Annotated in this window: 18 protein-coding genes, 1 other RNA gene and 1 pseudogene; 11 read left to right on the top strand and 9 right to left on the bottom strand. The window is 45.4% G+C overall.

Annotated features, from left to right (window positions below; all coding sequences use genetic code 11):
• Positions 1-264 precede the first annotated feature (264 nt).
• Positions 265-894, top strand: a pseudogene (locus ABWT76_RS16575) (DNA-3-methyladenine glycosylase).
• On the opposite strand, the gene ABWT76_RS16570 reads toward ABWT76_RS16575, so the two are convergent.
• The gene (locus ABWT76_RS16570) at positions 895-2214 is read right to left on the bottom strand and encodes a hypothetical protein (protein WP_054469220.1); all 1320 of its coding nucleotides are present in this window, start codon (positions 2212-2214) and stop codon (positions 895-897) included.
• Positions 2215-2241: 27 nt separating this feature from the next.
• Positions 2242-2367, bottom strand: a complete 126-nt coding sequence (locus ABWT76_RS16565; RefSeq protein WP_255353252.1) for a hypothetical protein — start codon at positions 2365-2367, stop codon at positions 2242-2244.
• An 8-nt stretch (positions 2368-2375) separates the two neighbouring features.
• On the opposite strand from ABWT76_RS16565, the gene ABWT76_RS16560 reads away from it, so the two are divergent.
• The 7 genes from ABWT76_RS16560 (at position 2376) to ABWT76_RS16530 (ending at position 9957) form a co-directional block, all read left to right on the top strand.
• Positions 2376-3398 carry a pentapeptide repeat-containing protein gene (locus ABWT76_RS16560; RefSeq protein ID WP_354634655.1) on the top strand — a complete coding sequence of 341 codons (1023 nt, stop codon included), beginning with the start codon at positions 2376-2378 and terminating at the stop codon, positions 3396-3398.
• 56 nt (positions 3399-3454) lie between these two features.
• Positions 3455-3757, top strand: a complete 303-nt coding sequence (locus ABWT76_RS16555) for a hypothetical protein (protein ID WP_190880209.1) — start codon at positions 3455-3457, stop codon at positions 3755-3757.
• A 20-nt stretch (positions 3758-3777) separates the two neighbouring features.
• A complete protein-coding gene (locus ABWT76_RS16550; protein WP_054469223.1) occupies positions 3778-4359 on the top strand; it encodes a pentapeptide repeat-containing protein in 582 nt (193 codons plus the stop codon).
• Positions 4360-4518: 159 nt separating this feature from the next.
• Positions 4519-5883, top strand: a complete 1365-nt coding sequence (locus tag ABWT76_RS16545; protein ID WP_054469224.1) for a hypothetical protein — start codon at positions 4519-4521, stop codon at positions 5881-5883.
• Between the two features lie 369 nt (positions 5884-6252).
• An RNA gene (gene rnpB / locus ABWT76_RS16540) (RNase P RNA component class A) lies at positions 6253-6655 on the top strand.
• A 171-nt stretch (positions 6656-6826) separates the two neighbouring features.
• On the top strand, positions 6827-7636 hold the full coding sequence (rnc, locus tag ABWT76_RS16535) for a ribonuclease III (protein ID WP_375341510.1): 810 nt from the start codon (positions 6827-6829) through the stop codon (positions 7634-7636).
• A 269-nt stretch (positions 7637-7905) separates the two neighbouring features.
• Complete coding sequence (locus tag ABWT76_RS16530) at positions 7906-9957, top strand: prolyl oligopeptidase family protein (protein WP_054469226.1); 2052 nt, start codon at positions 7906-7908, stop codon at positions 9955-9957.
• 761 nt (positions 9958-10718) lie between these two features.
• On the opposite strand, the gene ABWT76_RS16525 is transcribed toward ABWT76_RS16530, so the two are convergent.
• From ABWT76_RS16525 to ABWT76_RS16510, 4 genes are all read right to left on the bottom strand, one after another.
• Positions 10719-11141, bottom strand: a complete 423-nt coding sequence (locus ABWT76_RS16525; protein ID WP_054469227.1) for a hypothetical protein — start codon at positions 11139-11141, stop codon at positions 10719-10721.
• Positions 11142-11473: 332 nt separating this feature from the next.
• The gene (locus ABWT76_RS16520; RefSeq protein WP_054469228.1) at positions 11474-12553 is read right to left on the bottom strand and encodes an AI-2E family transporter; all 1080 of its coding nucleotides are present in this window, start codon (positions 12551-12553) and stop codon (positions 11474-11476) included.
• A gap of 235 nt (positions 12554-12788) precedes the next feature.
• The gene (gene cysS, locus ABWT76_RS16515) at positions 12789-14249 is read right to left on the bottom strand and encodes a cysteine--tRNA ligase (protein ID WP_054469229.1); all 1461 of its coding nucleotides are present in this window, start codon (positions 14247-14249) and stop codon (positions 12789-12791) included.
• 357 nt (positions 14250-14606) lie between these two features.
• Positions 14607-14921, bottom strand: coding sequence for a hypothetical protein (locus tag ABWT76_RS16510; RefSeq protein ID WP_354634654.1), 315 nt, complete (start codon positions 14919-14921; stop codon positions 14607-14609).
• 23 nt (positions 14922-14944) lie between these two features.
• Between ABWT76_RS16510 and ABWT76_RS16505 the strand changes: the two genes are divergently transcribed.
• The 3 genes from ABWT76_RS16505 to ABWT76_RS16495 all read left to right on the top strand — a co-directional run bounded on the left by ABWT76_RS16505 (position 14945) and on the right by ABWT76_RS16495 (position 21069).
• Entirely contained in the window at positions 14945-18769 is a 3825-nt protein-coding gene (locus ABWT76_RS16505) for a CHAT domain-containing tetratricopeptide repeat protein (RefSeq protein ID WP_354634653.1), read from the top strand.
• Positions 18770-18891: 122 nt separating this feature from the next.
• Positions 18892-19293 carry a hypothetical protein gene (locus ABWT76_RS16500; RefSeq protein ID WP_054469130.1) on the top strand — a complete coding sequence of 134 codons (402 nt, stop codon included), beginning with the start codon at positions 18892-18894 and terminating at the stop codon, positions 19291-19293.
• Positions 19294-19518: 225 nt separating this feature from the next.
• Entirely contained in the window at positions 19519-21069 is a 1551-nt protein-coding gene (locus ABWT76_RS16495) for a hypothetical protein (RefSeq protein ID WP_354634652.1), read from the top strand.
• 301 nt (positions 21070-21370) lie between these two features.
• Here ABWT76_RS16495 and ABWT76_RS16490 read toward each other — a convergent pair whose 3' ends face one another.
• The 3 genes from ABWT76_RS16490 to ABWT76_RS16480 form a co-directional block, all read right to left on the bottom strand.
• Positions 21371-21772 carry a hypothetical protein gene (locus ABWT76_RS16490; RefSeq protein ID WP_054469132.1) on the bottom strand — a complete coding sequence of 134 codons (402 nt, stop codon included), beginning with the start codon at positions 21770-21772 and terminating at the stop codon, positions 21371-21373.
• 165 nt (positions 21773-21937) lie between these two features.
• Complete coding sequence (locus tag ABWT76_RS16485) at positions 21938-23653, bottom strand: ABC transporter ATP-binding protein (RefSeq protein WP_054469164.1); 1716 nt, start codon at positions 23651-23653, stop codon at positions 21938-21940.
• Between the two features lie 260 nt (positions 23654-23913).
• Positions 23914-24480 carry a zf-TFIIB domain-containing protein gene (locus ABWT76_RS16480; RefSeq protein ID WP_054469133.1) on the bottom strand — a complete coding sequence of 189 codons (567 nt, stop codon included), beginning with the start codon at positions 24478-24480 and terminating at the stop codon, positions 23914-23916.
• Positions 24481-24540 lie beyond the last annotated feature (60 nt).

Raw genomic sequence — 24540 nt, 5'->3', positions numbered from 1 at the left:
AATAAATGTCAATCAGCTTCGGGCTAAATTTAATTAAAACTTAATAAATCCGGTGAAGAAAAAAAAGACACCTGTTATTGGTGTCCGGGGATAAAAATAAGTTATGGGTAAGTTATGGGCGAATTAGTGGGCTGAACCGTTGCCGTGATAATTATCGGTATCGTAAAATCCGTTTTGGGTGCCAAAAAACAGGCAGGAAACGATGAAAAGTACAGTCAAGACCGAAATTACTAACTTGATATCCATAATACCCCTTGGTTTTTGATGAATGTATTTTCCGCCAATATTGTAGATTCTGAATGGCTGACCCGTCCATGTCTGGAGGTCGCACGGGATTTGATTGGCTGTCATTTGGTGAGACGACTGGCTGATGGGCAAATGATTCGGGGCATGATTGTGAAAACCGAAGCCTATACCGCAGAAGATCCGGCTTGTCATGGTTATCGTCAGCGGACTCCTCGGAACTCGGCGATGTTTGGTACTCCCGGAACTATCTATGTTTATTTAATCTATGGGATGTACCACTGTTTAAACATTTCCAGCGATCGCGCCGCCCTTGTTAGTGCCGACTGCCAGTGCGGTCTTAATTCGCGCTTTGCAGTTGGAGTCAAGACCTGCCCATCTTCAGTCCCGAGATAAACTGCATCGGCTCGCCGCAGGTCAATTTGTAAACTCTGTCGGGCTTTACAAATTGACCTGAGTTTAAATGGTCAACTGCTTGATGCCAATGGCTCCTTATGGCTAGAACATCGTACCGCAGATTTTGCCCAACAGCTTAATAATGATTCCCTGGTGCAAACCACCCGCATTGGTTTATCTGTGGGGACTGAGTTGCCTTGGCGCTGGCAGGTCCGATCGCCAATTGTCCGGCAGTCTCGAAAGTTTGAAAATTAGTTAATTTCCGTCTAATTTACGCTGCCATTCGGCGTCCAGTTGGGCCGATCGCTGAAATTCTTGTTCGATTAAATCGGTTTCCGTGGTGTAGGCTAAGTCCGCAGTGCTGATGACATTTTGGGCAGCAAACTGGCTGGCGTAGGCGAGTTTTTTCTGGAGTTGGTCATCCGCTTGTTCCAAGGCGATCGCCCGTTCTTGGCGTTGTTGATTGTTCGCCAAAATCTTACCATTGCGCCATTGAATCCAGAAATAACGCACCAGAGGAATGATTAAAAAAGCGGCGCCATAAGCCAATAACAGCCAATAAATCGAATCCACAAGGGCGACTAAACCACCGAGTTCTTTGACGACCTCGGCGATTTCGTCGTCTTGCAGCAGGGAACCCAGCATCAGCGCCCCGACCAAGTTCAAGCCACCCAATCCCGCAGAAAGGATTTTTTGGGCGCTGCTGGCTTGACTAAACTGCCAGGGGATTTCTTCTAAATAGGCAGGAACCGATTGCCGGTGGGTTTTGGTCGCCGTAATTTGTAATTCTGGGAAATGATAGACAATTTCCCCGTCGGGACTGACTTGAGGCAGACCATTAAACCGGGTGAGTACGGGCAGCATATATTCTTCATAGTCATCGATCGCTTGGTCCAGGTATGGGGCGATTTGTTCCCCAGTCACGGCGCCGCCATTGTTGCGAATCACTGTGGCGATCGCCGAAAAACGTTTTTCTTCTAAGTCGGCATTGGGGTTGCCATCGCCAAATAAGAAGGAAAACACCGCCTCTAGGAAATTCATCCCCGGTTCTTTCTCGGCTTCGCGGCGATCGCGTCGTTCTTGGCGCCGTTGGTGACTGCGGCGATAGTCTGGGTCGAAAAACCAGAATAAATCCCCCCAATACCAAAAGTTAGGCATAAAAATCATGCCGCCACCCCCAGAACGGCTGCGTCCTCCACCACTTTCGTTGTCCCGATTGGATGCGGTGACGATAATAAAGATGGCGGCAAAAATCAGGATAATCGAAACAATTAGAACAATGCCAAAGGAAATGCGGATTAGGTAAAATAAAACCCGCCAGATTTTTTCCCACCATTCTTGGAGTTGCAGTTTCCAGAACTTATTGCGTAAAATCGCCCGAAAATCTTTGGGAAACAGATAGACTAAATCCCCCGTATCTGCTACCTGTAAATGTCCCCCCGCATCGGATGCCAGGACTAACAGTTCTCGTTCGGCGATTTTGACATCTAAGCCCGCTTTTGCTGCCACGTCCCCAATGGTGACGCGGTAATCTAGCTGTTCCACGGCTTGCATAATCGTGGGATTGGGAGCCATATCTTGACCTCAGTCAAATATTTCACGTTATTTACCAGTATAAAATTTTGGCGATCGGTAGGAGATGGGCGATCGCCCCACAAGTAGGATGGGTTTGGCGATCGCCGGCGAGAAATCTTTTAACCTAGTGATTAATTCCAGAAAAATTTTCACCTAATGCTATGAATATCCCCATGAATATCCCCATGAATATCCCCATGAATTTTTTCGGCAAATTACGCCAAAACAACCGCCTACCAGGGACGGGGGCAAATTTCTGGCAGGCGATCGCGGCGATCGCAGCCACGGGACTAACTCCTCTAGTATTCAGCCAGAGTGCGATCGCTGCCAACGCTGACCATGTAAACAGATTACTAACCAGAAATGAATGCATGGGATGCGACCTAGTGGGGGCAGACCTCACTAGGGCGAACCTAGCGGGAGCAAAACTCATGGGCGCAGACTTGCGGGGCGCCAACCTCACCGGCGCCAACCTATCCCAGGCGGACTTATCTGGTGCCATTATTCGCTGGGCTGACCTTTCTGGGGCTAATTTAAGTGAGGCAAACCTCGCCCAACCTCATCCCAATAGCGCTGGCATAAATGTAATTACCAACGTCAACCCGCCTTTAGTTGTTTCTCACTTAACTGCTGGAGACTTAAGAGACGCCAACCTATCCGAGGCTAATCTTTCCCAAGCTATTCTCACAGGCGTGAACCTAGTTGGTGCTAACTTAAGTAACAGTAACTTAAGTAACGCTAATTTAGCCAGAGCTAATGTGAGAATGGCGCGTTTAGTCGGGGCGAACCTACGCGGGGCGAAACTCAGTACCGCGAACTTTGACAAATCGGACTTAAGTGGCGCCGACCTAAGTTTTGCTGACCTGAGTGGTGCCTCATTAATGGAAGCAAATCTACAACGCAGCAGCTTACGCGGGGCGGATTTAACTCTAATTCAGAATAATAATAAACCCACTCGATTAGATTCTGCCAACCTATTTGAAGCGGATCTGCGCGGGGCAAACCTAAAAGGGGCAATCCTGCGTTATGCAGATTTGCGGGGTACAAATTTATTCAAAACTAATTTTAATCAAGTGGATTTAACCGAAGCAAATTTACAATTTGCTATCTTCCGAGAAACCAATTTAGTTGATGCTAATTTAACTGGTGCGACTATGCCCGATGGCAGAATTAGTCAAAATTGATGGGGAACGGATGGGTTAATAGATGGGGCAATTGATATTTCTGTAGGGGCGAAGCATTGCAGCCCAAAATCCTGTTTTCCCGCCATCACTTATATGCCGCAATGCTTCGCCCTAACCCCACAAATGTTTCGGATGGGCAACGGATGGGCAACGGATGGGTTAATGGATGGGTTAATGGATTGGTTAATGGATTGGTTAATGGATTGGCAACGGATATTAGGGGCAGTGCGGTAATGTTTGCCGAGAGGCCAGAAACCGGGCTTTTCTGGCGATCGCCGTTAACTGAGGAATGGGAGAAAGAAACCCGGTTTCTTGTCTTGTTTATTCTCTGCCCGGTACAATATTCTCATCATGCCTAAAGCTATCCGAGGAGAGATTGATGGAAGCTGCTGAACTCAAACACCGCTACCAAAAAGGGGAACGTAATTTTAACCAAGTGGATCTCAGTGGTGCGGATTTAGGAGATATTGATTTATCGCGATGTTCTTTGACGGGTGCGAACTTAAGTGATTGCTATTTAATTGAAGCAGACCTGCGCGGGGCAAATTTGGTCGGAGCTAATTTGAGTGGCGCCCAGATGAATCGGGCAAATTTGGCTGGGGCTAATCTTCAGGACGCGAATTTAAGCGGGGGTTCGTTTCGAGAGGCGGATTTTTACCGAGCGGATTTAACCAGGGCTGACTTAAGCAAGGCGGATTTGCATGAGGCAGATTTGCGAGAAACTTGCTTAAGTTGGGCAATTTTATGTGAGTCGGGGTTGGTGGAAGCGGATTTGCGTTATGCGTCGCTACTCAGTGCTAATCTACAAAGAGCAATTTTACGCGAAACTAAGGTGGCATACAGTAGTTTTTGTCAGTCGGATTTGCGGAATGCAGAATTAACTGAAATCGACTGGGAATTGGCTAATCTGCACGGGGCAATCATGCCCGATCGCAGTCTCCGGGATAGTCTCCAGGATTAAATTTCCGCTGGGGATGTTCAACCTTAAATCCAATATTAAATATATAGATGACTTTGCCTGACTGATTTATTCATAAAACCAATAAAATCAACCAGGATAAGTGAGCACCTTCTACCTAACAATTAATTCACCTCTCATCGAGGAAGAAGGAATGAGATTATGGCTCGTCTAAATCCACGCGCTTATCAAATTTTGCAAGGGGAAATTGAAAAGTTGACCGGGAACGATCCGATGAAAATATTGGAGAAACAATTGGTTTTGGAACAGTTGCAAAATTTGCGAATACAAGAAGGAAACCCGGCTAGTTTGGCAGAATTAAAAAAGATTGTCATTACTACTTATCCCCAATTTAGTCAAGGGGTATTGCAGGAGGCGGCAAAGGCGAATCACAGTTCATCAAATTCATCAAATTCATCTCAGGGATTTGCGAATTTATTTAATTTTACCAAGCTGATTTTTTTAATGATGGCAGCGGGTTTAGGGGTGACTGGTTTGGTTGCTTTGGTTAATTTACCTTATCCGATGATTCGCCGACCTGTGGCTAAAGTTGCCCCGATTTTATTGTTGCCTAGTTATATGAGTATGGATCGCAATTACCGAGAAGCGATCGCTTATGTAGAACAAGCCGACCAATTGATTAATAATTCTACCAGTACGGCAGATATAGAATTAGGAGCGAGTAAAGTTAAACAAGCCCAAGCAAATTTAGACAAATTGCCGGTGTGGTTTTTAGGCTATGAACCCCAAATTTATTGTCGATTTTCTAACTGTACTTGGCGGTTTACTTATGATGAATTTGAATCAGCTAGAAAGTTGATTGGTCGGATGGAAGCCCAGATATTTCAAGAACAAAATGCCCAAAATCAGCTTGTTAATGCAGAAGTTGCTTTAACTGCTGCTCAACAACAATATGCCACAGCTAATGCTAAGGAAAAACAACAGGCGATCGCGGCTTGGCAAAGTGCGATCGACCTGATGGAGCAAATTTATCCCAATACTTTAGCGGCGAAAATAGCAGAACCAAAACTGACGGCAGCCCAAAGAGATTTTGAAAAAATTTCTGGGTTCTCGGCAACATTTGAACGCAGCAGTAATTTAATTGAAGCGGCCAAAGCCTTTGGAATGCAAGCGGCGATTATGAGTCAAAATCCGCCTCATTCTGCCGCCAAATGGGAACAAGTTGCTCAATTATGGGAAAAAGCGATGGATCAATTAGAACAAGTGCGGGTTGATGAACCGACTTATCCCGAAGCCCAACAAAAATTAGCGGAATATCAGGCTAATTTAGCCGCAGTTAAAATTAGAATTGATGCGGAAAAACAGTCAGTAAACGCGATGAAACGAGCCAAAGATTTAATTGCTCAATGGCAGCGCTTAAATACTGACGATAGTTCCTATAGCCAAGGGGAAGTGGCGAGCATTTTACAGCAAATTATTAATGAATTGCAAAGTATTCCCGCCGGAACCACGGTTTCTAAGGAAGCCCAAGAATTGCTTAAATATGCTCAAGAAGCGAAAAGATGAGATAAGGAGCGGGGGAGCAGAGGGGAAAGAGGTGTGGGGGAGCGGAGGAGCAGAGGAGCAGAGGTGCAGAGGTGCAGAGGAGAGAATGAATAGTGAATAGTGAATAGTGATATTTTGTTAACTGTTAACTGTTAACTGTTAACTTTTCACTTGTACGGGCGAATGGCCATTCGCCCCTACGACTTTTGTAGGGGCGAATGGCCATTCGCCCCTACGACTTTCCCCCGCTCGATTGGCGGCTCCCCTGCTCCCCCGCTCCCCCGCTCCCCCGCTCCCCCGCTCCCCCGCTCGATTGGCGGCCCCTCCGCTCCTCCGCTCCTCAAAACCTGCCCCGATATTCCCATCTAGGAGTACAATAGAAGCCGGGAAAGAGTAAGGGTAGGCGGTTGCGGACAGGTTTCCTGTCTGAGGAAAGTCCGGGCTCCCGAAAGACCAAACTTGCTGGGTAACGCCCAGTGCGGGCGACCGTGAGGATAGTGCCACAGAAAGATACCGCCAATTAGCAATTAGCTTTTAGCCTTGGGCTGATAACTGATTACTAATTGGTAAGGGTGCAACGGTGCGGTAAGAGCGCACCAGCAGCGTCGAGAGGCGCTGGCTAGGTAAACCCCGGTTGGGAGCAAGGTGGATGGAACTATGGTTGGTCTTTTACCAGTTCCGATATGAGGAACCGCAAGAGGCGTTTGGTGACAAGCGTCCCAGATAGATAACCGCCCTCGAAAGTGCTTGGCACTTTTGGAGAACAGAACCCGGCTTATGACTTACTCTTTCCCCCCCTTTTTTTTGAGGCAAGAGGCAACAGGGAAGAGGAAACAATTGATATTTGATGATTGATAGTTAACAATTAATAATTGATAGTTTGTAGTTGATAAATTGTAGATATTATTAGATATTAATTATCAATTGTTAATTATCAATTGTTAATTATTGATTATCAAGGTTTATGCATAGCGATACATCATCGATTTCTATGAAAGTTTCTATGAAAGTTTCTCTGAAAGTTAAATATCCACCGCGACAACGGGAATTAGAAAATTTAGTGGAAAAGTTAGGGCTTTCTAGTGAATTACCTCTGCAATGGCAACTTTTAGATTTAGCCTTAACTCACCCCACCAGTTCCGTCGATCGCAACTATCAACAATTAGAGTTTGTTGGGGATGCGGTGGTGCGTTTGGCTGCGGCGGAATTACTGTTAGAAACTTATCCAGATTCGGCAGTAGGAGAATTTGCCGCTATTCGGTCAGAATTAGTCAGCGATCGCACCTTAGCAGAAATTGCGGATTGTTATGGATTAGAAGATTATTTACTCATGTCTGCGAGCACTAAAAGGGATATTCTTGGGCGTCAGTCCCGGTTGGCTGATGCCTTGGAAGCGGTCATGGGTGCTTTATATTTGTCTACCCATACTTTAGAATTTATTCGTCCTTGGTTGGATACACATTTTAAACCATTTGCGGTTAAAATTAGCCAAGATCCAGCCCGACAGAATTATAAACACGCGCTGCAAGGTTGGACTCAAACTCATTATAAATCTTTACCGGAATATCGCGTCCGAGAAACTCCTCTAGTTGACTGTCATATTTTACTTCCAGAAGAACGGTTTACCGCCGAAGTTTGGATACAAGGAAAGCGACAAGGGACGGGAAAAGGGCGATCGAAAAAAGCTGCCGAACAAGCGGCTGCCCAACAAGCTTTTTTATCTTTAACCGTAACCAACAGCAACCATAATTTAGAGATAAAACGCTATATATGATAAAAGTAGGGTGGGCAATGCCCACCCTACCTATCTACTAAACCACAAATTTTCGTAGGGACGAAGCATGACCGCAGGTATTTCTGGTTAAAAGCAGACATTTAATCCGGTCATGCTTCGTCCTTACTGATTCTATGGATACGAAAAACGCTGTAAGGGGATTTGGGGGAATCGATCTGGAATTTTGCCAGAATTGTCTAATAAAAGCTACAATAAAAGCTACAATAGAAGCTACAATAGAAGCTAATCATTAATCTCAGAATCCCAAAATGACATCTCTCAACTACCCAGAAACTCAACAAGTCAATCAAATTGATATTTATCATGGGGTCGAAGTTGCTGACCCTTATCGCTGGTTAGAAGACCCGGACTCCGCAGACACGAAAGCCTGGGTGGAAGACCAAAATAAGGTGACGTTTAGCTACTTGGGTCAAATTCCCCAACGGGAAGAGATTAAGACCCGTTTAACTCAAGTTTGGGACTATGAAAAATACGGCATTCCTTTTAAAAGAGGCGATCGCTATTTTTACTATAAAAATGATGGCCTCCAAAACCAAAGTGTTTTATATGTTCTCAACTCCCTAGACGATGAACCTAGAGTATTAATTGACCCCAATCTTTTGTCAGCAGATGGCACCGTATCTCTCAGCGGTTTAGCCATTAGTAAAGATGGCAATTTGATGGCTTATGCCCTGTCTTATTCCGGTTCTGATTGGAAAGAATGGCACGTCCGCAATATTGAAACGGGGGAAGATTTACCGGATCTTATTAAATGGAGTAAATTTTCTGGGGCATCCTGGACTCACGACCATCAAGGTTTTTTCTACAGTCGTTATGATGAACCCAACGAACAAACCAAGCATGAAGATGTTAACTATTATCAAAAGCTATTCTATCACAAAATTGGCACCGACCAATCCCAAGATATTTTAGTCTATCACCGCCCGGATCAAAAAGAATGGGGCTTTAGTGGGGTTGTGAGTGAAGATGGCCAATATTTAATTATCTCGGTTTGGCTAGGAACTGACCCGAAAAATTTGCTATTTTACAAGGATTTAACCGATCCATATGCCGAAGTTGTAGAACTGATTAGCGAATTTAAAGCCCAATATAGTTTTATTGATAATGATGGTTCGGTTTTCTGGTTTGAAACGGATTTAGATGCTCCTCGCGGTCGGGCGATCGCTATTGATATTAGTAATGAAAATCAAACCGAAATTATCCCGGAACGAGCGGAAACTTTACAAGGGGTTAATGTTCTAAATCATCAGTTTGTGGCATCTTATTTAAAAGATGCTCATAGTCTGATTAAAGTCTTTAACTTCGATGGTTCCTGGGTGCGGGATATGGTCTTACCCGGACTCGGTTCGGCGGGGGGTTTTGATGGCGATCGCACCGATACGGAAACCTTTTACAGCTTCACCAGTTTTACCACTCCCACCACCATTTATCGTTACAATATGCTGACCGGAGAAAGCAGCGTATTTCGGCAGCCCCAGGTAGACTTTAATCCCGGAGACTATGAAAGTCACCAAGTATTTTACCACAGCAAAGACGGCACCCGCGTCCCCATGTTCATCACCCATAAAAAAGGGATTAAACTCGATGGGAATAACCCCACTTATTTATATGGCTATGGGGGCTTTAATATTTCCCTAACTCCCAGTTTTTCTGTGTCTCAGTTGGTCTGGATGGAATATGGAGGAATTTTGGCCATTCCTAACTTACGCGGCGGCGGTGAATACGGGGAAGAATGGCATCAAGCGGGAACAAAATTGAACAAACAAAATGTTTTTGATGATTTCATGGCCGCAGCGGAATGGTTGATTGCCAACCAATATACTTGCCGGGAAAAATTGGCGATCGGGGGCGGTAGTAATGGCGGTTTATTAGTAGCAGCTTGCCAGACGCAGCGCCCGGATTTATTTGCGGCAGTCTTGCCTGCGGTCGGGGTTTTGGATATGCTACGTTTCCACAAGTTTACTATCGGTTGGGCTTGGTGTTCTGACTACGGTTCTCCAGAAAATCCCGAAGAATTTAAAGCCCTTTATGCTTATTCTCCGTTACATAATTTGAAACCAGGGACTCATTATCCCGCCACTTTAATTACCACCGCTGACCATGACGACCGTGTGGTTCCTGCCCATAGTTTTAAATTTGCTGCTGGGTTGCAAGCTGCCCATGCTGGGGAGGCGCCGGTATTAATTCGCATTGAAACTAAAGCCGGACATGGGGCTGATAAACCGACGACGAAAATTATTGAAGAGGTGGCAGATAAATGGGCGTTTTTAATTAGAGTTTTGGGCATGGAGAAGGTTTAATTTGAGAAACCTGGGGCGGTTAGAAACCGGGTTTCTATGTAGGGGCCGGTGGGGAGGCAGAGGTTAACTGAAGAAACCCGGTTTCTTGTCCCTGGGGTCAGAAACCTGGGGCGGTGAGAAACCGGGTTTCTATGTAGGGGCCGGTGGGGAGGCAGAGGTTGACGGAAGAAACCCGGTTTCTTGTCCCTGGGGTCAGAAACCTGGGGCGGTTAGAAACCGGGTTTCTATGTAGGGGCCGGTGGGGAGGCAGAGGTTAACTGAAGAAACCCGGTTTCTTGTCCCTGGGGTCAGAAACCTGGGGCGGTTAGAAACCGGGTTTCTATGTAGGGGCCGGTGGGGAGGCAGAGGTTAACTGAAGAAACCCGGTTTCTTGTCCCGGCGATCGCTTGTCGGTGAAAGTATTTTCATCAAAGTAATGCCGGGGAGTTTGTAACATCAATTGTCAAACTTTCCCCGCATCTAATAAATTAAAGCGATCGCCATAGTGAGTTTTTAGCAGTTCTTTTTAGTAGTTCTTGCACCATCGGGTAATAATATCAGCAGTTCAACCCCAATGGCTTTGCGGTCTGATTCACTCACGGTGAATGAAGCCACCGGATATTTGGTCTTTCCGTTATTAAACAATAACAGTGAACTAAGATTCCGAAAAGCGTGAAATCCCCAAGAGTCAGCCAGGCAAAAGATCAATAATACTGGGTTAACTTCCTCCGAAGAAACAAACAGGTTTTGATAGCATTTGCCCTAGGTGTTTGGCTGTTCCACTAAGTAGTTGCGATCGGGGTCTTGTAAAGAGTTAGTTTTATTACGATGTTCTCGATGATGAACGGCTTTCCATAATGTTGGGGCATCCCTAACATGGTTAGTCTTAATAAGCCGATCGCCTGTTTTAACCGGGGATTTTTAAGGACCGCACTGTGCATAATATTGTGAGTGCTAAAAAGTGAGACAATCACACTATTGCCCATCACTAATGCGAATGGTAAATACAACCATAATAAATATCTATTCCAGCGATCGAGATAGTCAGCCATTACCCAACCTAGAATCAGTATGCTGAGATTGATCGGTAAAATACATATATAGTTTTGGTCAGACAGAAAGGCTTCCGGGGGAATTAACGGACGTAGTTTCTTTGCATATTCAGCTTGAGTTATCAAGCGTTTTGATTCAACGAGATTCACCATGAATGAGTTAATTCAACAAATTGTCAAAAATCCCGCTATAAATTTAACATTTTTTTCCTATGAGTATTTTTTATTATAAATTTTTTTCGTCAACAAATATCCTATTTTAATGGCCAAAAACTATCAAATATCAGAGGGCGAGCAAATAGCCATATATTTTATCACATTCTCTCGCACAATGATGCCATAGTAAATAATTTAATCATAGTTGTTCGGCATTTTTCAGCAATAGTCTTCGGGCGATCGCACAGAAACCGGGCTGGGTAATTAACCTGTTAGTTGTTTTCCCACGTTTTTCCGACAACCCGATTTCTGTAATTCCATCCGAGTGGTTATTCTTGTGCCAATTCTTTGGCCAATTTTTTCTCCGCTTCTAACTTTGGTTTGAGATAGAGATTTTCGACTAAGGCAGCGGTTCCGGCAAACCAGGGTGGAATTAAAATTGCCCCGAATATTCCCAATAGTTGAACTCCTCCTAATACCGCTAATAACTGATATAAAGGATGAATACCAACGGAACTCCCTACTAATAATGGGTCTAACACATAGGTTTCAATATTTTGAATAATCACAAACAGGATTAAAACCCAGAGAAAGACCCAACTCCCTTTGACGATCGCCACAATTAAAGCGGGGACAGAGCCAAGAATAGGGCCAATAAAGGGGATTAAATTCGTCACCCCAGCGATCGCCCCTAAACCTAGGGCAAAATCTGCTAATCCTAAAAAAGATAACCCGGCAGCAGTGGCAATTCCTAAAATAGCGGAAACCAAAAAACGTCCCCGAATATAACCCCCCATCCGGGTAGTCACCGTATGAACTTGGGCTTCTAGGCGATCATTCCACGGGGCAGGAAATAACTGCACCAAACTTTTAATTAATGTCTGGCTATCCGCTAACATATAGCCGGAAATAAACAAACATAATATTAGGGTAAAAATTGCCCCAATAATTCCTCGTGTAATGCTATAAGAACGGATAATCACTTGTTGACTAGAACGAAATACCCAGCCGGTGATGGCTTGAGTATTAAAATATTCACTGACCAACTCGGAACTATTATCACTCAGTCGGCTAACTAACTGTTCGGCAATATCTTGTAAGGTTTCTAAATAAAGAGGTAACTGACTAATAATCAGTTCAATTTGGTCAAAAACTGTTGGGCCAATTAATAGCATAACTCCAGTCAAACCGCCAATCAAAAGCAAATAGGTTAAAATAGCGGCTAACCACCGGGGAATGTGGCGTTTTTCTGCCCATTCAATAGCAGGAGAAATTGATGCGGCAAGGACAACAGAAATCATCACAGTAATGAGTAAACTCCGCAGTTGCCAGAGTAAAACTAATAGAAATGCTGTAGCTAATACCAGGAGTAAGTTAGTAACCGAAATTGTAATACGTTGGGTGGACATATATTTTTGTTGGTGGTTGTTTGTTGTTGGTTGGCAGTAATTGATAATTGATAATTGATAATTTTATTTAATTGTCCATTGTCAATTGTCAATTATTTTGTGGTTGATGGTTGATGGTTGATTGTTGATGGTTGGTGGGTAGGGATTCTATGGTTTATGGTTGATTGTTGAATTTTCACAAACAACAACCAACAACAAACAACAAAGAACAACCAAAAACCAACAACCAACAAAATTAATTACGATGCCATTGAGTGACGCCACCGGGTTTATCAATTAGGGTAATTCCTTGGGATTGCAATTCGTCACGAATCCGATCGCCTTCCGCAAAGTTTTTCGCTTTTCGGGCTGCTTTTCGTTGTTCGATTAAGGCTTCAATTTCTGCATCACTCAGACCATTAGATTGTTCTTCGGTGGTTTCCGCATCCGCATCCGCTTCTAATCCGAGAACATTGGCTAAAGTAACTAAGGTTTGCCACCGTTGTTTGAGCAATTCTGGGGCAGTGTCGGTTTTACCTTCATGGACTAAAAGGTTGCGATCGCGCCGAATTTCTTTGGCAATTTCAAATAAGACTGCTAAGGCACTGGAAGTATTAAAATCATCATCCATTGCGGCTTGGAACCGTTCCACAAATTCGGCTAAAGGTGCCGCTGAGACTTCTATTTTATCCCAGCCTAATTTTTCCCCATATTGATTGGCAAATAATAGTGCTTCTTTCAGGGTATTCCACCCTTGGGTAGCAGAAGCGATCGCCTCATCGGTAAAATCAATCGGCTTGCGATATTGGGCTTGCAGGACAAACAATCGCACCACCATCGGCGGCACATTTCCCTCATCTAATAACTGGCGAATCGTGGTAAAATTGCCCAAAGACTTGGACATTTTTTCCCCATTAATAGTCACAAACCCATTGTGCATCCAATATTTCGCCAAGGGCTTACCCGTCACCGCTTGGGATTGGGCGATCTCATTTTCATGGTGGGGAAATACCAAATCCGCCCCACCCGCATGAATATCAATAGTTTCTCCCAGGCGATCGCGCACCATTGCCGAACATTCGATATGCCAACCGGGACGACCGGAACCCCACGGCGACTCCCAAGCAGGTTCGCCCGGTTTTGCCTCTTTCCACAACGCAAAATCAAACGGGTCTTCTTTCTTTTGGGCCTCCGGGTCATCCTCCACCCGACCGCTGGCCCCTGCCTTCATCTCTTCTAACTTGCGACCCGACAACTGACCATAGTCCTGAAACTTGCGGACTTTATAATAGACATCGCCCCCGGCAGCATAAGCATAGCCGCGATGTTCTAACTCGTGAATCAAGCGCTTAATCCCGTCCAGGGTATGAGTAGCGCGGGGATATTCGTCCGCTTCGAGGATATTCAACCGGGCCATATCTTCAAAATAGGCTTGAGTGTAGCGATCGGCCACTTCCTCCATTGTGGAACCCTCTTGTCTAGCCCGATTCAGAATTTTATCGTCAATATCGGTAAAATTCTGCACATATCGCACCTCATAGCCGCGCCAAATCAGATAGCGGCGAACCGTGTCCCAAGCAATGTAAGATCGCGCATGACCGAGGTGACAATAATCGTAAACGGTGACACCACAGCAATACATCCGCACCTTTGGCGGTTCCAGGGGTTCAAAAGGTTCTTGGCGACGAGTCAGGGTATTGTAAAGATACAAAGTCATAAGGGGATCTTGAGCTTTCCTGTGACGGCAAAGAAGGTGAATTCTTCCATCGATCCATAATGACACGATCTTTGATTTATACCAATTTCATTTAATTGTGCAACAGATTCTTAAGTCCCCTTGATGAAACTTATGTTGACTCACATATTTCTTAACCACATATTTCTTAACAACATAACAACATATTTCTTAACATAATTATGCTTGACATCCGCTTAAGTAATCCCATACAGCGCTTTTTTACTGAGTAAACCACAGCCGCCTATTTCTGGGTTAACCTTTGTATCCAAGCCAGAAACCGGGTTTCTGGGTTAACCTCTGTATCCAAGCATAACCTTAATTAAGAAACCCGGTTTCTCAAGCCCCCGCCACCAACCCAGAAACCCGGTTTCTGAAACCCCCAACCCCCATCAGGGCGGCGTTGCATTCGCGGCAAAGATGGTCGATTTTTCCTGAAGATGTCGGCGCGGTAAGCTTTCGCCATGCCGTAGACGCGAAGCGGCTTCCCGTAGGGTAGGCTATATGCTTGGCCCCTACATAAAAAATCGGGTTTCTGGGGTTCTGGGCACAAATTAGGGCAAAGCATTCGCGGCAAAGATGGTCGATTTTTCCTGAAAATGTCGGCGCGAATGCTTGGCCCCTACAGGATTTCGGGTTAAAATAAGTCATCATCCCCCAACCCCCCGGTAGGCAATATGGACGAACAACGACTCAACGCCTATATCCAACTGATTGAAGCAATCCTCGGCTGTCCCAGTGGCGAGGAAATGGACATCCTACAAGCCAACCCCGAACTCGTTGATGCGGGGTTGGTGCAGGTGATGCGTGCAGAAGCGGAAATAAAGATGGAATTGGGGGAACTGAAAGCCGCCGACAGGTTACTGAATGTAGGGATTAAAATAGTAACCGCTAACTATTCTCTCCCCACCCTACGAAAAGCAGAAGCAGATGCTCTATTGCAGCAGGGTTTTCAACAGTATCAACATTCTGAATATTCCCAAGCCTGGGAATCTTTGCAACAGTCTCTCGCATTGTATGAAGCAATCGGGGATAAGGCTAACATCGCTTTATGTTGGGGACAGTTAGGTTGTATTGAGCGCGATCGCGGCAACTGGGATGAGGCGGAGCGTCTGTATCAGCAATATTTGGCATTGAGTACCGAATTGGGCGATCGCTCCGGTATGGCAACCTCTTGGGGACTGTTGGGATATATCCAGAACGTTCGCGGCAACTGGGATGAGGCGGAGCGTCTGTATCAGCAATATTTGGCATTGAGTACCGAATTGGGCGATCGCTCCGGTATGGCAACCTCTTGGGGACAGTTGGGAGATATCCAGAACGTTCGCGGCAACTGGGATGAGGCGGAGCGTCTGTATCAGCAATCTTTGGCATTGAGAACCGAATTGGGCGATCGCAAAGGTATGGCAACCTCTTGGGGAGTCTTGGGAGATATCCAGCGAAATCGCGGCAACTGGGATGAGGCGGAGCGTCTGTTTCAGCAATGTTTGGCAATTGAAACCGAATTGGGCGATCGCTCCGGTATGGCAACCTCTTGGGGACAGTTGGGAGATATCCAGCGAAATCGCGGCAACTGGGATGAGGCGGAGCGTCTGTATCAGCAATCTTTGGCATTGAGAACCGAATTGGGCGATCGCGCGGGGATGGCATCCTCTTGGGGACAGTTGGGAGATATCCAGCGAAATCGCGGCAACTGGGATGAGGCGGAGCGTCTGTATCAGCAATCTTTGGCTTTGAGAACCGAATTGGGCGATCGCTCCGGGATGGCAGCCGTTTGGGGAGTGTTGGGAGATATCCAGCGATTTCGCGGCAACTGGGATGAGGCGGAGCGTCTGTATCAGCAATCTTTGGCATTGAGTACCGAATTGGGCGATAAGTCTGGTATGGCAACCTCTTGGGGAGTCTTGGGAGATATCCAGCGATGTCGCGGCAACTGGGATGAGGCGGAGCGTCTGTTTCAGCAATCTTTGGCATTGAGAACCGAATTGGGCGATAAGTCTGGTATGGCAACCACTTGGGGAAGTTTGGGAGATATCCAGCGAAATCGCGGCAACTGGGATGAGGCGGAGCGTCTGTATCAGCAATCTTTGGCATTGAGTACCGAATTGGGGGATAAGTCTGGGATGGCAAGCTCTTGGGGACTGTTGGGAGATATCCAGCGAAATCGCGGCAACTGGGATGAGGCGGAGCGTCTGTTTCAGCAATCTTTGGCATTGAGAACCGAATTGGGCGATCGCTCCGGTATGGCAGAATCTTGGGGACTGTTGGGAGATATCCAGCGAAATCGCGGCAACTGGGATGAGGCGGAGCGTCTGTATCAGCAATCTTTGGCATTGAGAACCGAATTGGGCTATAAATCCGGTATGGGCGATGTTTATAATGAGCTTGCCTTTGTCCATCAACATTCAAACAAAATCTCCGAAGCCTTCGCCGCCTGGAGAGCAGGTTTAGCCGCTTGTCCCCCAAACCGATTCCCTGTAGAAGCCTTGGATATCGGTAGCAGATTAGGCAATGCTGCCTTTGACATTAAAGACTGGCAAACCGCCATTGAAGGATACGAAGCAGCCATCACCGCCGTAGAAACCAGTTGCACTTTCGCCGCATCCAACCAGGAAAAACAAAAACGCCGCACCGCTCAAATCGGGGTTTATGAGAAACTGGTACAAGCCTGCATCAATAGCGGCGATATCGGTAGAGCCCTCGCCAGTGTGGAACGCAGCAAATCCCGCAACCTCATCGAACTTCTCGCCAACCGCGATATCTATCCCAAAGGCGATATTCCCCCAGAAATCCTCACCCAACTGGATACCCTGCGTCGGGAAGTCACTGCCAAACAGCAATTGTTAGAAACTTTGGATCGTCCCACCACAACCAACAGCCCCTCAGATACATTGGGTGGAGACTCACGAGGCAGCAGCAGTGGTGGTTTGACTCCTGATGCCATTGAGACGATTCGCCAAGAATATCAAAAGGCAGAACAAAAGTTAAACAAACTCCTGGATATCATCAAAACCTATGACCCCACTTTTTCCCTGACGCAGCGAGTGGAACCCATCAAATTTTCTGAAATTCAGGGTTTACTGGACGAACATACTGCCCTAATTGAGTGGTATTGTACCCGCGAGCGGATTTATGCCTTTGTGGTGTTAGGTGGAGTTAAAGAAAGAAACTTTCTTCTGAAGAATATTAAGATGCTGTTGTTTAAGTTATCTACTCTATTTAACTTCCCGCAAAAAGAAGACTCAGAACCCCCCTTTTTAAGGGGGGCAGGGGGGATCTCAGTGTGGATTTCCACCCCAGAAGCCTATACCCAATTACAAGAACTCCGCCAAACTTATCTCGACACCTATGCCCAGAAAAAATCCCACTGGGAAGAGCAATTTAATCACTACCTGCATCGTCTCGCGGATATCCTGCATATATCAGAACTGATTGCCCCCCTGACGGACAAATATCGTCAACTGATTTTAGTGCCCTATCGGGACTTGCACCTATTTCCCCTGCATATTTTACCCCTGGACAACTTACCCCCGGACAACGGCAGCAACCCGCAATATTTAGCCGATAAATTTGCCGATGGGGTAAAATATGCCCCCAGTTGTCAATTTTTGCAAAAAGTATCCCGCCGCAACCGCAAGGATATTAGTGACAATACCAGCAACAATACCAGTCCCCGGTTTTTTGCCATCCAAAATCCCACAGAAGATTTAGAATATGCGGACCTAGAAGTTCAGGCAATTTCTCCCGCTTTCCAACCCCATGCCCGGATTTTACCCAAGAAAGCAGCCAGCAAAGCTGCCCTCAAAGAAACCGCCACTGCCCAAGATTTTCAGGGGGCGGAATATATCCATTTCGCCGGACATGGGGCGTTTAACTTTGTTAGTCCGTTACTATCTCCTTTAGTCCTAGCGGGGGCAGTGGTAAAACGTGAGGACGGACAAACCGAATCATTACCCCGCGAAAATCACCCCGAACCAAAACCCGAACCAGAATTAACCGGGAATAGTCGATATATTCCCTGGCGCAAAGGTAAAACCCTGGATTTAACCTTATGTTACACATTAGGGGAATTATTCCAGCTTGATTTACCCTCCTGTCGCTTAGTGATTCTCTCCGCTTGCGAAACCGGGTTGGTGGACTTTTCCCCAGAGTTAGAAGAATACATTAGTTTAGGACTGGGTTTCCTCTATGCGGGAGCCCCCAACGTGATTTGCAGCCTCTGGGCGGTGAATGACTTATCCACGGCGATTTTAATGGTAAAATTATATGAGGAAATGCAGATTCAGCCTTCTATTACCCTGGCCTTAAAAGCCGCCCAACAGTGGATGCGAACTGTCACCAAACAGGAGTTAATTAATTGGTTAAATCCCTCCGAGTCGCAGGAGAATGCCCCGATTAAACAAAAGCTGCGGGAAAATGTCCATTTAGGTTTCAAACCGTCCCACTATCAACCCTACCAACACCCTAAACATTGGGGGGCTTTTTGTGCCATTGGCGTTTAATTTCTATCTCCCTTTGTGTTTCTTTGTGTCTTTGTGGTGAGTTAATTTTTTTTACCACAAAGGCACAAAGGACACAAAGAAGAAGCTGTTAAAGTAAAACCAGAGGAAAGCAGAGGATAATTATGAGAGATGATACAGAGACTTTAGTCATGTTCGCGCAATTATTGGAGACGCAACCGCCAATTTTACCCCCAGACCGGGCAAAATTTCAGGAATTAGCCGCCGAATTAGCAGATATTCCAGAAACCGAAGCAAACCGGGCGGCTGATATAATTATAGAATGGCTGGAACAGTTTCCTCAAGAGCAAGAAATTTTTGTTAAAGAATTAGCAAAAAACCGCCAAGAATTAGGTGAACTTGCGGAACCAGAACCGAATAAGATGCAGTATATAATTCCCAATTTCCAAATTATTGAGGAAAAGGAAACGATGATTTTACCACCGGGACGTGAGGAAAAAGTTTCTTTGCTGGCTTATGTTCGCCAAAAGTTAGCGGAATGTGTAATAGTTTTGCCATTAAATTAATTGCGTGTAGTTGCGTAAATTGGGTTGAGAAGGCGAATTATAGATGTTATTTCGGTTGGTTGGGGAAAAATAAATGATCGTTTTGGGTATAATGTTGGGTTTAGTTCCTCAACCCAACCTACGAGATCCGATCTGGTAAAAAATGAATGATAATGTTGGGTTTCGTTCCTCAACCCAACCTACGATTTAATTACGATTTAATTACGATTTAATTTAGTGAAGCAAATGGATTTACAACAACAAGATATGCCGCTGGTTTATGCGCCAAATTTACATTTATTCGCGTTTCATCTTTGGCGCGGTTTGACGGGCAAACCGGATTCTCGGGCGACTAATCCGCATCTTTTGTGGCAAAAAGGAGATGAGATTTTAGCCAGTTTAGGATTTACTGAACGTCTGGATATTTACGGTTATCCTGAGAGTTCCCCCGAACCGGGCGGTATGGAGGTGAATCTGAATAAGCAACCGCTGAAGTTAATCGGAAAACTTCCCGAAAAAGTGGCCAATCAAGAGTTAGGAATTACCGGCAGAGTTTTGGCGCATCGCCTCCATGATAGTTATAGTTTGACGCTGAATTTTCGGCGGCCAGAAACAGAAAATGATGTTATAACCGCTGCGGTGCCGGTTTCGTTTTGGCGTCTTTTAAATACAGATAACAGCGTTTTTCTGCCTGATTTTGTCCAAAGTTCTTTAGGCCAAACTTTGTTGTTAACGGCTTTTTTGCCCCCGGAAGAACAGGATAAGTATAATAAAAATAGTGATAATAATAGTAATAAATATAGGTGGGTGGAAAGTTTAAAGCCATTGGCTCAGAAATGTTTAAAACAGTTGATTCCTGCTTCAAGAAAACAGCCACCTTTGGAACGAGTGGGGGAACTGTTTGGCAGCCCGATTTTTGAGTTTGGCGGTCAAGTTATCGATGCGGATTTTTCCCCGGAATCTCTAGATACTTGTCATGTTTTAATCTGGTTATTTCGGGAGGATTCAGCCAGTGAGAAGTTTGTGGCTGCTTATCGGCAATTTATCAATTTATTTTATTACCGCAATAAGGTTTTATCCGCTTATCGGGAAAGTCGGAGTTTGTATCGCCAATTATACGATAATTATATCCAATTAGAGGAAAAAGTCAAGGCTCTGAAAGATTTATTGAAGTTACAGCAGCAATCCCCAGGGCAACGGGTCAGCGATGGGGATTTAAATCAGTTGAGGCATATATTAGAAGATTTATCTTCGTCAGATTTAGAATATGCCCGACTGTTGAGAAATTATAAGCATAGCCGGAATACGATCGCGATTAATGGGAAAAATTACCAAGTTGCTTTAGGGGCTATCCAATATCAGCTTGAGAAGGAAAAGAACTATGTCGTCCCAGAGTCAGACCTGGATTTTTTCCGGGAGTTTAGCGATCGCACCTGTCCCTATTTTCAAACTCGCATTGCGGACGAACTGAACTATTTTGTGGAAGGTTCTAGTTTAGCGGATAAGGCAGTTGCCTCGATTCGGGGTATCGTGGAAATAGAACAAACTCAGCGCGATCGCCAACTTCAAGACCAAGAAAAAAGCCTAGAAAACACGATTCAAGCTTTGGGATTAGCCCTAGGAACAGGGGCAATTGTAGCATCCAGTTCCGGGTTAATTACTGCGTCCTGGAACAAGGAGCGATCGGATTATCCCCATCCGTTTATTATTGCTTTACTAGCCAGTTTTTCCGTAGCCATTTGCGTTTATTGGTTGGTAAAATTCTGGCAATGGTTGAGTCAGCCTAAATCAAAGTAGGGGCTAAGTAATTGATAATTGATAATTGATAATTGATAATTTTGTCTAATAGACACGAGTGCAAAATTCTCGATCATCCCCCCTTTTTAAGGGGGGTTGGGGGGATCGATCCTTTATGAAAGCCATAATTGTCTAATAGACACGAGTGCAAAATTATCAAAAACCCCCCTTTTTAAGGGGGGTTGGGGGGATATATCCTTTATGAAAGCCATAATTGTCTAATCAGTACATCTTTCTGCTGACAGGAATTGTGCAAATGATTTATACAGGCTATGGCTATTGTTATCACTGCTATTCCCTGTTAATTCTCGGAGTATTCATAAGTTTTGTCTTCGCACACGTTGATACCAGTCTGGATCAATGCGCCTTCCCCTACCGAGCCGTCTTCGGCGGCAGCCAAAACTCCTTTAAAGTCATAAATACAGTCTGGGCGCCTGTCATTAATCGTGATTTCTGCGGATTTGCCGGGAGCAAGTGTGTCAACGCCCAGAATGTCTTCCTCCCAATCGTTTGTGCTAGGAGGGGAGGCGTAGAACTCTTGGAGAGTACGGCTGGTGTTGTTAATCAGGGTAAAAATGACAGGGCTGGTGTCCGCTTCCGATTCCGTGTCATCTTCGGCTAAGACGCCGTAGCCGGTGAATGCAATGATCGGGAGGGATAGCGCGATCGCTACGACGCTTTTGCCAAAAGAGTTATGAAACATATTTTACTTTTTAGAAAGAATGTAACACTGTTTATAACTCCTAATTAAATCACAAGAAATTGAGTTTGTCTACCTGAGATATAAAGGAGAATCCGCCAGCCCCTAAATTCTCTCCTGCACTCAGAGACACCTCTGCACTCCCACAATTTCGGACGACCTCAGACCCTAAGTACGCGCCAGTAATGGGGCAGCGTTTAATAAAGTTTTGGTATAGGGATGTTGGGGGTTGGTAAAAATATCGTGAGTGATGCCAATTTCCACAATTTTGCCTGAGTTCATTACGGCAATGCGATCGCAGAAAAATCGTGCTACCCACAAATCATGGGTAATAAATAAATAGGTTAAATCAAACTCTTTTTTCAAGTCCAACATTAACTCTAATACTTGGGTTTGGACACTAGCATCCAGCATACTCACCGGCTCATCACAAATTACTAATTGGGGTCGCGTAATTAGGGCTCTAGCGATCGCCACTCGCTGCTGTTGTCCCCCGGACAATTCTCCTGGATAGCGATCGTAAAATATCCCTGGATCTAACCCCACTCTGGCTAACATTTGCTCAACTTGTTGTTTCGCTTCCGTGGGCTTGGCTAATTTATGAATTAACAACGGATCGGCAATACTTTGCCCCACGGTCATCATCGGATTTAAACAAGCATGGGGGTCTTGAAATACCATTTGCATATTTCGCCGTTGTTGTCGAATAGAATTCGGCGAAAGTTTGGTTAAATCATGGCCAAGAAACTCCACTTTTCCCCCGGTGGGTCGGACTAAGTGTAAAATAGTCCGGGAGAGGGTACTTTTGCCACAACCGGACTCACCAACTAAGCCTAAAATTTCCCCCGGATACAGTTCTAAACTGATTCCATCTACCGCTTTAATTTTTTGTCCCGGTTGGGAAAATAACCACCGTTGAATAAAATTACTTTCTAAAGTATAATGTTGTTGTAAATCCGTTAATTTCAGCAGCGGATATGACTCTACTTTATCTATATTTTCTATATTATTATTATTGACATTAGCATCTTTTTCTGGTATAATATTATCGGCATTATCGGCGGTAATCTGAGCGTTATTTGGCTTAACCGCTTGAATATGTAACGCCGCTTTTAATAGGGATTGGGTATAGGGATGTTGGGGATTTGCTAACACATCTTGGGTATTGCCAATTTCTACTAATTCGCCCTGATACATCACCGCAATGCGATCGCAATATTCTCCCACCATTGCTAAATCGTGAGAAATCAACAATAGTCCTAAATCCAATTCGGCACAAAGTCGGGTAAGTTCCTGCAAAATTTCCGCCGATACGGTGACATCTAAACTGGTGGTCGGTTCATCGGCGACAATCATTTTGGGCTGGAGTAAAAGGGCAAGGGCGATCGCCACCCGTTGCCGCATCCCCCCACTAAACTCATGGGGATATTGAGACCATCTCCCTGGGGGAATTTTCACCGTTTCCAAAGTTTTCTTCGCAATATTCTCCGCTTCCTGCTTCGTCAGGGTAGGCTTATGGGCCATTAAAGTCTCAACACAATGTTCGCCAATGGTCATCAGGGGATCTAAGCGAGTCATCGGGTCTTGAAAAATCAAGGCAATTTCTTCACCGCGAAAGCGTCTCAGGTCATCTGGTGACAAATCAAACACCGATTTTCCGGCAAACTTAATCCCCCCCTGAACTTGGCTCCCAGAGGGCAACAAGCGCATCGCCGCCCGTCCCAAAGTGGACTTGCCGCAGCCCGACTCACCCACCAGTCCCAAGCGTTCTCCTGGGGCAATTTGGAATGACACCCCATTCACAGCCCACCTCAGAGATTTCTCCTCCTCATCTTGGGGGTAAGCAATACGCAGATTTTCTACAGAAAACAAAACATTTGGCATATTTTTTTGTTGGTTGTTGGTTGTTGGTTGTTGTTGGTTGTTGGTTGGGGCCGCCATCGGCCGCCATCGGTGTGGGGGGAAGAGAGAAAAGAGAAGAGAGAATAGAGAATAGAGAAAAGAAAAGAGAGAATTTTCCTATGCATCCTATGCATCCTATGCATCCTATGCATCCTATGCATCCTCTTTCCTCAAACCCCTACACCCTACACCCTACACCCTACACCCTCTCAAACCCCTACACCCTCTCTTCCCCCGCACTCTTACTGCGGTTTATCCAAGCGACGCATTAAATAAGCGACGCCAAAATCCCCGTTGGGATGTTGTTCTAAGATTTCTGCGAGGGCAAAAATTTTTCCGGCGATTTCTGGACCGAGTTTATCAACGATCGCCTGACGCGCATTTTCCAGATATTGTCTGGAGCGAATCAGGGATTGCCATTCCCCAGAAAATACTTGTTCTAGGTTATAGCTGAGGGCTAATTCTACCAAAGCTTCCCATTCGCCGCGATCGCACCAAAAGCCGCCGCAAGCGGAACAACGTTCCACATAAAAGGGAGTTTTGATCTGAACTTTGCTCCGAGACAGATAGCGATCGCACTTAGGACACAAACCCGCACGGTTATCGGAGGGTGAGACTTCCACCATAATCTCCCCTGGAGTCGAGGTAGCGCCCCGTTGTCGTAACCATTGGGGTTGTTGGCTGCGCCATTCCTCATAAGTATCCAGGGAAATCCAATTTCCCTGACAGTCTGGACAACAATGAACCGCTAAATCCTCACTTAACCAGCCGTCTACCAACTCAACTTTTCTATCTTTTGGACATTTCATCACGGTATCTCTCCGAAGGCGATATTTAGTTAATCATTAGTTAATCAATCGCGAGGGTTC

The organism is Planktothricoides raciborskii GIHE-MW2 (assembly GCF_040564635.1).
Classification (GTDB): Bacteria; Cyanobacteriota; Cyanobacteriia; order Cyanobacteriales; family Laspinemataceae; genus Planktothricoides; species Planktothricoides raciborskii.
Note: the sequence above shows the minus strand (reverse complement) of the source record. Positions and strands in the feature narration are given on the sequence as shown.